Origin of the sequence: Bradyrhizobium sp. LB14.3, from assembly GCF_040547985.1 — a bacterium.
In the GTDB taxonomy this organism is placed as follows: domain Bacteria; phylum Pseudomonadota; class Alphaproteobacteria; order Rhizobiales; family Xanthobacteraceae; genus Bradyrhizobium.
The window spans coordinates 1-7,903 of record NZ_JBEPQT010000068.1; the positions used below are offsets into that span (position 1 = coordinate 1).

A 7,903-nucleotide genomic window follows, 5' to 3' on the forward strand; every position below is an offset into this window, starting at 1 on the left:
CCACCGACCCCCTCGTTGAGCCGTCCAAATGGACGTCCTTTTTGCTGTCCAATCCCATCCGAAACCTCCGTCCAAGCCGGAGGCTTCTTTCGCACAGCTATACCGATCCCGAAGCAAGGGTTCCGGCTAAGCGCTTACGATCGTCGGCACGCCCTGACGCATGATGGTGTTGGTCACGGGGTGCACGCGGATCTGCGCGGAGCCGGGAACCTGCTTGACGCAGACGACGAGCGCCGCCTTCAAAGTCGTATAGTTGCTGCCAGCAAACGGGTGCACCCCCGAGCCTGGGATTGAGGTGACGTTGACAATCGATCCTGCCGCGGCTTTTAGCTCGCCAAAAAAAGCCATGCGCAAGTAGGATCGGAGCCACCAGATTGAGATGGAGCACACTCATCCACGTTTGAATGGACGTCGTCGACGATGTCAGCGGCGCCATTCTGCGCTTTCGGCGAAACGCCCGCATTGTTGATCAACGCGTACAAGGACACACCTGCGAGGGTTGTTTGACCTCAGACATTGTGGGCGGCAGCATTCGATGATCAATGCGATCGAATTGGATATCCGTCCGCTGGCCCATCATCGGTGCATCAAGACCATGATTGCGCAGCTTGGTGGTCGTTCCGACAGGCAACCTTCGGAATCTGATGCCTCCGTCGCGATTCCGAGGTTAGTCAAGGATGCCCAAGATCGGAACCCGCTGCTCACGGACCGTGGACGCGCATTTCGTTCTCGGGTGCTTTGCCCGAGATCTGCACTAAAGCGTGATGGCATTAGCTTCGATAGCCTGAGTTTTTGAGATAATTTGCGCATTCTTCGGGCGTGAAGGCGTCGAGGAGTTCGCCGATGGCGGCGCAGACTGCATCGACGGTACGTGCGGCTGCCTTGCGGAGCAGATGTTTGAGTTTGGCAAAGACCTGTTCGATCGGGTTCAGGTCGGGTGAGTATTTTGGCAGGAAGAACACCTTGGCTCCGGCGGAGCGGATAAGCTGGCGCACTGCTTTGCTTCTGTGGCTGCCGAGATTGTCCAGGACGACGATATCGGCGGGACGAAGGGTCGGCAGTAGAACCTTCTCGAGCATAGATCCGGAAGCTCACGCCATCGATTGGTCCCTGGATGAACCATGGTGCATCGATCCGGTCATGGCGCAGGGCCGCCAGGAAGGTCATGGTTTTCCAGCGGCCGTGAGGAACCTTGGTGGGAGTCTGTGCCCGCGAGGGGCCCATCCCCGGAAGGTCGCCATGTCTGTCCGGGTCCAGGTCTCGTCGATGACGACCAGCCGCTCAGCTTCGACGCGACCTTGGTACTTTGTCCACTGGGTTCGCCGCCGTGCCACGTCGGGACGATCGCGTTCGCCAGCCACCACGCTTTTTTTTGAAGCTGACACACTGATTTTGGAATCCCAAATCGATTCAGCCTAACCCCATCCCGCTTTAGCCGCGCTCTTTGATGCGAGCGGCCTCCCGAGTTTGGCAGCTAACTCCCCCGTCCATGAACCAATAGGCGCATCAACGCTAACATTCTGGAAAGGGCGGGATTTCTAGCTCCAGTACCTAACGCGATGTAAGATCAGGGCGATTTCTTCGTGAGGAATGTTGTGCTGAAGTTACAGCAATTCACGATGATGGTGCCAAGACGCGCAGAGCCGGGGTCAAGTGAGGAATAACACTCCAACGAAGAATTTGCTGCTTCTGACTGCAAGCATCGTCGCAATCAACGCGGCGGTCCCCGCATTTGGCACGGACCTCGCTACACAGCCTGTCCCATCCAACACACTGCAGCTGTCGGTCGCCTGGCGACCTGTGACTTGAGCGATTACCATATGGGATTAACGGCGGCTGGGGCTCGAACCATAACTGCTGGGATTTCGCGGGCGTTACTCCCGAAGGCTTCGATGGTAAGACCGCCGGCACTATCGGTGGCCAGATTGGCTATGGCTGGCAGATGTTCAATGTGGTCTACGGCGTTGAAGACCAGGGCGACTGGGCACATTTCAGCGGCTCGAATATCAGCACCGCTTTCCCGTCGAACATCAATCGAACCAAGACGGATGCGTTCGGCTTGCTCACCGGTCCGGTCGGCTATGCTTTCAAAACCGTGCGGCTTTAGGCCAAGGGCGATGCTGTGGTGACCAGCAACACAGACCAGATCAACTCGAGCGTCACTGGGGCGGAGCTTGCTAAAGACGATATTGTCCGTTGGGCGCGCCGTCGGCGCTGGCCTGGAAGTTAACTTCGCCCCCAGCTGGTCAGTTGCCGTCGAGTATGATCACCTGTTCATGCCGGAGCGCAACGCGACCTTCGCCGCTGCTGGGTCGGATCGCATTCACCAGGATGTAACCCTTCGGCTTAACTACAAGCTGTTTCCGGTGTTTGGAAAATAGCGATCTCAACACCTTTGCGGCGGATCGAAGAGCCGCGACCTTCGGTCGGGGCTTTTTCTCCGGAGTGCTCTTCCGCGCAGCGCTGACTGGCCGCTTTCGCGGAAGCGCCGCCTTTCAAGTTACGCAAGGGACATGATCTTCTGCACTGGGCCGGCGATATGCGCCTCGTCGGCAGCGGCACACTGGGTGCACGCGCCAGATCCCAGCCTTCCGCCTCTGAAATGCGCGTGGTGTGCACGGTCCAGGCTAACGACGCGATTGTCAGGTTCGAGATATCGTTGTTTCCAATCTGACGTGCCCGCGCAACATGAGGCGACTAGAGAACCTTCAGCTTTCAAACGGCATGCTGCTCGCTTCATTTCGTACCGCCGTCACCGATTCCGGCTTCACGACGCTTGGCTAAAACCCCGATGCGCGCAATGGAGTCTTTGATGTGATCTGGAGATCGTTTCTTCAGGAGCCGCGATGATTGCGCCCATCGCTAGCTGCGCAGGAACGATCCACTGCTTGTCCAAACCGTTCTCTCGAAGCACATGCGAAACTGCTCTTTAAAAGGAAGAGGCTTGATGGCAAGTCGCTACATGCCATATATCGGGATGGTTGCGTTGGCCAGTCAGCAGTATCTGGCGATCGGGTTGATCTATTCGGTCATTCCGGTGATCCTTCGGGGCAACGGCGCCAGCCTCGAACTGGTCGTGTATGGCACGGTCTTCTTTGCCTTCACGGTCAACTTTCTTTGGGCCCCGTCGTGGATCGATGGAGCCTCAATCGTCTCGGGCTGAGGCGGTCATGGATCCTGTTGACCCAAATCGCAACTACCACTGCGCTGGCAGTGATGGCATTTTTGAATCCAAAGACTGATTTCGTGCCGGTTTCTTGTTTCTCTCGCCCTTGCGACTGCCGCCGCCACACAGCGGATCGCAACATTGGGCTACATACCGGAAGCCCTCGGTTCCGGCGAGCGTCCGTTCGGCGCTGCGCTGATGGGCTGGGGTCGGGTCGTCGGCCACGTGATCGGTGGCGCGCGGTCTGCCTCCAGCTGATCGAGATTGTCGGTTGGGGTCCGGCTTTGCTGGGCTAGCGCTGCTGCTAGCCGCTTTCGCTGGATGGGTGTTCGCGATTCCTGAACCGCTCCATTGCATGAACCGATGGCGCTCACCGCAGCGCCTGTCTATCTTCCCGATCCTTCCCAACAACGTCATGTGGACAAGGGCCGCATTGATAGCGCCCGGCGTTATCGGGATCGCGCTGGCGTTCGCAATGGTGCAGTTGCGACTCGTCGATCTCGGCTTTGCCGCGGGAGATATCGGATGGATCGGAGCGCTCTCGAACGTCGCACCTATCATCGCGCCAGTGACCAGCGCGGTTCTGACCCGAATGGCGCCGAACCGGGGCGTGATCTGGGGCTGCGCAGTCCTGGCCATCGGTTTTGGAGCGCTTGCGATTATCGCTCGCTACGTCGGCGTTCGCGTGAGCGCCGTCGCGAGCGTTGGGATCGTGTTCGCGGCCCTCGCAGTCCGGCATGTTGCATTCACAAATTGGTTTCTCGCGCTCGCCCGGCCAGGCAAGGCGGGGACAGATGCTAAGTCCTGACTTCGGTGATGTCGGCGTTCGCATTGATAGGCTTCGCGGCGAGCGGGTTATCGCGGTGAGATTTGGCTACAGGGTCACGCTGATAATGCCGGCTCTCGGCTATGCTCTCTCAGCCTTGCTCGCTGCGGAATTCATCCGCGCCGCCAATCTGACACCGCAGCGCATGGCGAGAGACTGATGATCGGACTCACGCAGTAGCAGTCTTGGCGTCGTGGTCGACAGCAATTGGAAACTAGAGGCGGCCCCGCGATTGAGCACCTGGATTGCCCTCGAGATCATCCAACCTGCGCGGATTCGGACCGCTGGCGTTCTGATACCTTCCAGATTGCCTTGCAGAAACAAGAACTCGGTCTGTTTGATCAGTGATTGGCTCATGGCCAGCATGAGATCCACATCCGAGTCGTTTCGTCTTAATCGTCGCATTCGTTTCGACCGCAATACTGCTCATGATCCGTTCGGTCGTCCAGATGGCCCTTTAGGAACCGTACAGGCATGGATAGTCGAGGGACAGCGGCAGCTTTTTAAGCCATTGCGGCGCGCTTTTGGACCATAGAGATGCACGCGCGTTGTTGATTGCGGAAGGTGTGCGCATAGCCTTGCACCTCGAACGCCGTCCGCCCGCCATGAGAAGCGGCGAACAGTGGACGATTGTCTGCATGGTACGCTTGGGCTGTTCGTGCCAGCCTGATTTTAATTAGAACTTTGAAAGCTGGGCAGAGTAGCCGTGGCGCATCGGCCACGACGAATGCACAGCCCCCTCTAGAAGGAGCTTGTTGACCGGGTTTACAAGCTGGTCTTTTGATCGATCTACACCTGATAAGATAGCATATATTCGAACCACTAGCAGTGCTAAACTCTCGAGAAAAATCAACTGAAGCAAACCGATCAGCTCGAGTCAAACTCCCAATCTTCATCGGTGCCTACAGCTACGATCGGCGACTGAAAACCTGACGTCCTACGAACACCTGCAAACGCTGGACTCCCTAGCCGCACCGATTGTAACTTAACGCTCCAAAACATGCCCGGGACTAAGCACGTAGTTGCCGTATACAGCGTGCGCGCTAGGAGCAAGTGGCTTCGTCACATGGCAGGTCGAGCTTGCTCATTGCCTTGGCGGATGATTGTCCATAGGATCGATTGTTGTCTTCACAGCAGTTTTAAGACGCAAACTGGCTTCGATACAATCATCGTCCATCAAGATGCTCGCGCAGCATGGACATCAAAAATAAGATTGAGGCGGATCGCCACAATGACGGCTTGGATCCGGCTGGTCGCGCCCAGCTTTCGCATCGCGTTCTTAAGATGAAAGTTCACCGTATTGTCGGTGATGTGTAATATCCCACCAATTTCCCATGACGATTTGCCCTCTGCCACCCACCCTAAACATTCTAGTTCTCGCTGTGATAGCGCAACTCTCATATCGCAGTTATCTTCCGCCGGACGTGTGATCTCCGCACAAGCGGTGTGAAAGTGCCAGGCTAATGCGTTCAGATGGCCTTTGGAATGTTGAGGATCGGCATCGTCGAACCGAGATGCAAACGATACGACCGATAATCGACCCAATGGTCCAAACAATGGTACACTCATGCCGTGCTTGAGACCGGCCTCTCTGGCCTCATCAAGTACGCGCCTTTCGTCGGGCTGTAGTTGATATTGCTCGGCGAGTTGATCCCACAGAAACGGCCGCGAAAGCGTCGGTGTCCGCCGGACCACCGGATCGATTCTGTGGTACATTCGCTTAAAATATCGTTCACACCATTCGGGCGGCCACTTAACGGCCACGGCGGGCGGCGGATACTCCGGTAGGCGAAGTGGCTCCGCGAAATTGAGCGCTCCGTAATAGACTTCGCTGAAGCCTTCGTCGTTGACACAGCTCACAAGAAGCTCGAAAAGCGATCGGAGGGATTGCGTTCGCGTTGCGCATTCGGTGAAGCTGAAAAGGTCCATTTTGTGCGCCTCAGCGGGCTGACCCCAGAGGTCGGTATTGCGCCGCTCGATTGAGCTTGTTTTAAACGGAGGCAAGTTCCGATCCGTCGCCGGGCCGCTCCGTGGTCCCGAGCTCAACGAGTCCGGTGTCACGGCGGATGTTCGGCTTGCCGGCGAGCATGAAAAGAAGTGGGCCACGGTCGTGCACGATCTACGGATCTGCATCGTCAGGCCCCAACTGATCTTCACCGCGCCGGCACCGACGAGAGCCCGGTCGACGAGCAGCCCAACAGGCTCGTCGCGCAAGTTTGGCTCCTTGCATGAACAATTCGCGGCGTCTGGGTGCCTTAGTCGCACGCCTCTGACGGGAACAATTCTTGAGGGTTGAGCGCGACCGGCCCTCGTGGTGCAAGACGATGTTCGTCGGGGGGATACCCCGATATGCCGGCAGTCGGAAATTCTGCTTGGTGCAGACGGCACTTTGCACACGCATCTCCGGAAGAGAGAACCTGGGGATGAGAACAGCAAGTGTCGTACCAAATTGCGCCGCGCCCAAAAAATCGAGTTTAACGACAATGACTTGAGAGAATTGGGATACCTGCCTCGGGCGCGTGCGTTGAAGAATTCGCGACATCAGGAGGAAAGCCGACAGCGCCATTTGGCTTTATTGTTCGTGATGGTTGCCTGATTGGCTTTTTCTCTTGACGTGTGATCGGTGCCCCCTTGTGCAAGGCACCGCTGACTCGCTCATTATCGCGTGTCACTTGCCAAGAACCTGAAAACGAGCGAAAACGTTCAAGGACAGCGCATGCAGGCTGTCTGACTCCTCTCTGAGCCGAATCCGCTCTGACCGACCAACACGTGCACTTCTGGGGCACTGACAGGAGATCAGGCGCAGACGCTCGTCGGTCCACTTGCGCGCCGACGCTTCAATCCATCACGGCGGCTCTTAGCGGCTTAGCGACGTTTCTCAGGACAGCGGCACGGCAGTTGACAAACATTTGGTTCGTGTAATTCTCGCCGAAGTAATCCAGTACGAAGGTGCCTGTATAGTCCGGATCATCGCCCACGCTGCGGATTAGGCTGTCGAGAATCTCGCCGATTTCGGGAATGCGCTCGCAGTAACGGGCACGGAGAACATTAACAGCGTTCATCGAGTGAACTGCCTCGTCGGCAACCACCTCTCTCAGGCAACGAAGGAAGCTGCTGCCAAGTCCGGCATAGAATGCTCTATCCGCAGCATAGGCGCGGCACATCTCATCAAATGCGATCATAAACGATCAGAGAGAATTCGTCCTTCAAGTATTCATTGATTGCAGAAACACTATACGATCGAGCCTCCAATCTGTCTCGAAGCTCTTTTTCGGATTCACCAGCGACAAGCTCCATGATCCGGACGAACTATCGGTGTGACGCTGTTCTCCGCGGACCAGGCGCTAATGAACGCCTCAGCTTCGTTGGTGGCGATCAGATTTCGGTTGAACAATTCTTGTTTTAAGTGCCTCGCCTCGTATCAGTATACAACTCTGGCCACAACTTGTCCCGACGTGGCGCGCACAGTCGATGGTCCGGCCGCATCGCCGGCGTCAACTCATCGAAAAAGTCTTTTGGATTCCAGTTCCGTCGAATCGGCGCGATCATCCGACTATCCTTCTCTGTGAGCGGCCTGGTGACCTGCCTCCGAAGTTTCATCCAGTGGCGATTAGAGCCTCAGCGGATGTGAAGTGCTCCCCAAAACTAGGCCAGCTGATGCTGGAATTTTCCGGGGTTTAGCTCATGCCGGCGGGGGCGCCGATGAGCCATTCAACAGCGATATCGGCGCCTTGTTGCCGATCGCGCTATGGGGCCGGACTTCGTTGTAGTCTCTACGCCAATCCTCCATTTTCTGCCGGGCGTCGTCAAGGCTCAGGAACCAGTGCGTGTTCAGGCATTCGGTTCTGAACTTGCCGTTGAAGGATTCGATGAAGCTATTGTCCGTCGGCTTGCCGGGACGTGAGAAGTCG

8 protein-coding genes and 1 pseudogene are annotated in these 7,903 nt (G+C 56.9%); 3 read left to right on the forward strand and 6 right to left on the reverse strand.

What is annotated here, in order from left to right; translation table 11 throughout:
* Window positions 1–126: 126 nt before the first annotated feature.
* Window positions 127–348, reverse strand: coding sequence for a hypothetical protein (locus tag ABIB00_RS39295; RefSeq protein WP_502917963.1), 222 nt, complete (start codon window positions 346–348; stop codon window positions 127–129).
* A gap of 422 nt (window positions 349–770) precedes the next feature.
* Window positions 771–1,373: pseudogene (locus ABIB00_RS38510) on the reverse strand (IS630 family transposase); the annotation flags it as partial.
* A 569-nt stretch (window positions 1,374–1,942) separates the two neighbouring features.
* Here ABIB00_RS38510 and ABIB00_RS38515 point away from each other — a divergent pair.
* The 3 genes from ABIB00_RS38515 to ABIB00_RS38525 all read left to right on the forward strand — a co-directional run bounded on the left by ABIB00_RS38515 (window position 1,943) and on the right by ABIB00_RS38525 (window position 3,974).
* Window positions 1,943–2,107 carry a hypothetical protein gene (locus ABIB00_RS38515; RefSeq protein WP_354107950.1) on the forward strand — a complete coding sequence of 55 codons (165 nt, stop codon included), beginning with the start codon at window positions 1,943–1,945 and terminating at the stop codon, window positions 2,105–2,107.
* An 840-nt stretch (window positions 2,108–2,947) separates the two neighbouring features.
* Window positions 2,948–3,163: a hypothetical protein gene (locus ABIB00_RS38520; RefSeq protein ID WP_354107951.1), complete on the forward strand. Its 216-nt coding sequence runs from the start codon at window positions 2,948–2,950 to the stop codon at window positions 3,161–3,163.
* Between the two features lie 328 nt (window positions 3,164–3,491).
* Window positions 3,492–3,974, forward strand: coding sequence for an MFS transporter (locus tag ABIB00_RS38525; protein WP_354107952.1), 483 nt, complete (start codon window positions 3,492–3,494; stop codon window positions 3,972–3,974).
* Between the two features lie 99 nt (window positions 3,975–4,073).
* Here ABIB00_RS38525 and ABIB00_RS38530 read toward each other — a convergent pair whose 3' ends face one another.
* The 4 genes from ABIB00_RS38530 to ABIB00_RS38545 all read right to left on the reverse strand — a co-directional run.
* Window positions 4,074–4,358 carry a hypothetical protein gene (locus ABIB00_RS38530; RefSeq protein ID WP_354107953.1) on the reverse strand — a complete coding sequence of 95 codons (285 nt, stop codon included), beginning with the start codon at window positions 4,356–4,358 and terminating at the stop codon, window positions 4,074–4,076.
* A gap of 810 nt (window positions 4,359–5,168) precedes the next feature.
* On the reverse strand, window positions 5,169–6,206 hold the full coding sequence (locus ABIB00_RS38535; RefSeq protein ID WP_502917962.1) for a LuxR family transcriptional regulator: 1,038 nt from the start codon (window positions 6,204–6,206) through the stop codon (window positions 5,169–5,171).
* Between the two features lie 623 nt (window positions 6,207–6,829).
* Window positions 6,830–7,174, reverse strand: coding sequence for a hypothetical protein (locus ABIB00_RS38540; RefSeq protein WP_354107954.1), 345 nt, complete (start codon window positions 7,172–7,174; stop codon window positions 6,830–6,832).
* Window positions 7,175–7,674: 500 nt separating this feature from the next.
* The coding region (locus ABIB00_RS38545; protein ID WP_354107955.1) for an integrase core domain-containing protein at window positions 7,675–7,903 on the reverse strand (229 nt) is incomplete at its 5' end.

Coding starts and splice junctions, on each gene's coding strand:
- ABIB00_RS38540 (WP_354107954.1), bottom strand. CDS start 7,174: ATGATCGCATTTGATGAGATGTGCCGCGCCTATGCTGCGGATAGAGCA.
- ABIB00_RS38520 (WP_354107951.1), top strand. CDS start 2,948: ATGGCAAGTCGCTACATGCCATATATCGGGATGGTTGCGTTGGCCAGT.
- ABIB00_RS39295 (WP_502917963.1), bottom strand. CDS start 348: ATGGCTTTTTTTGGCGAGCTAAAAGCCGCGGCAGGATCGATTGTCAAC.
- ABIB00_RS38515 (WP_354107950.1), top strand. CDS start 1,943: ATGTTCAATGTGGTCTACGGCGTTGAAGACCAGGGCGACTGGGCACAT.
- ABIB00_RS38530 (WP_354107953.1), bottom strand. CDS start 4,358: ATGCTGGCCATGAGCCAATCACTGATCAAACAGACCGAGTTCTTGTTT.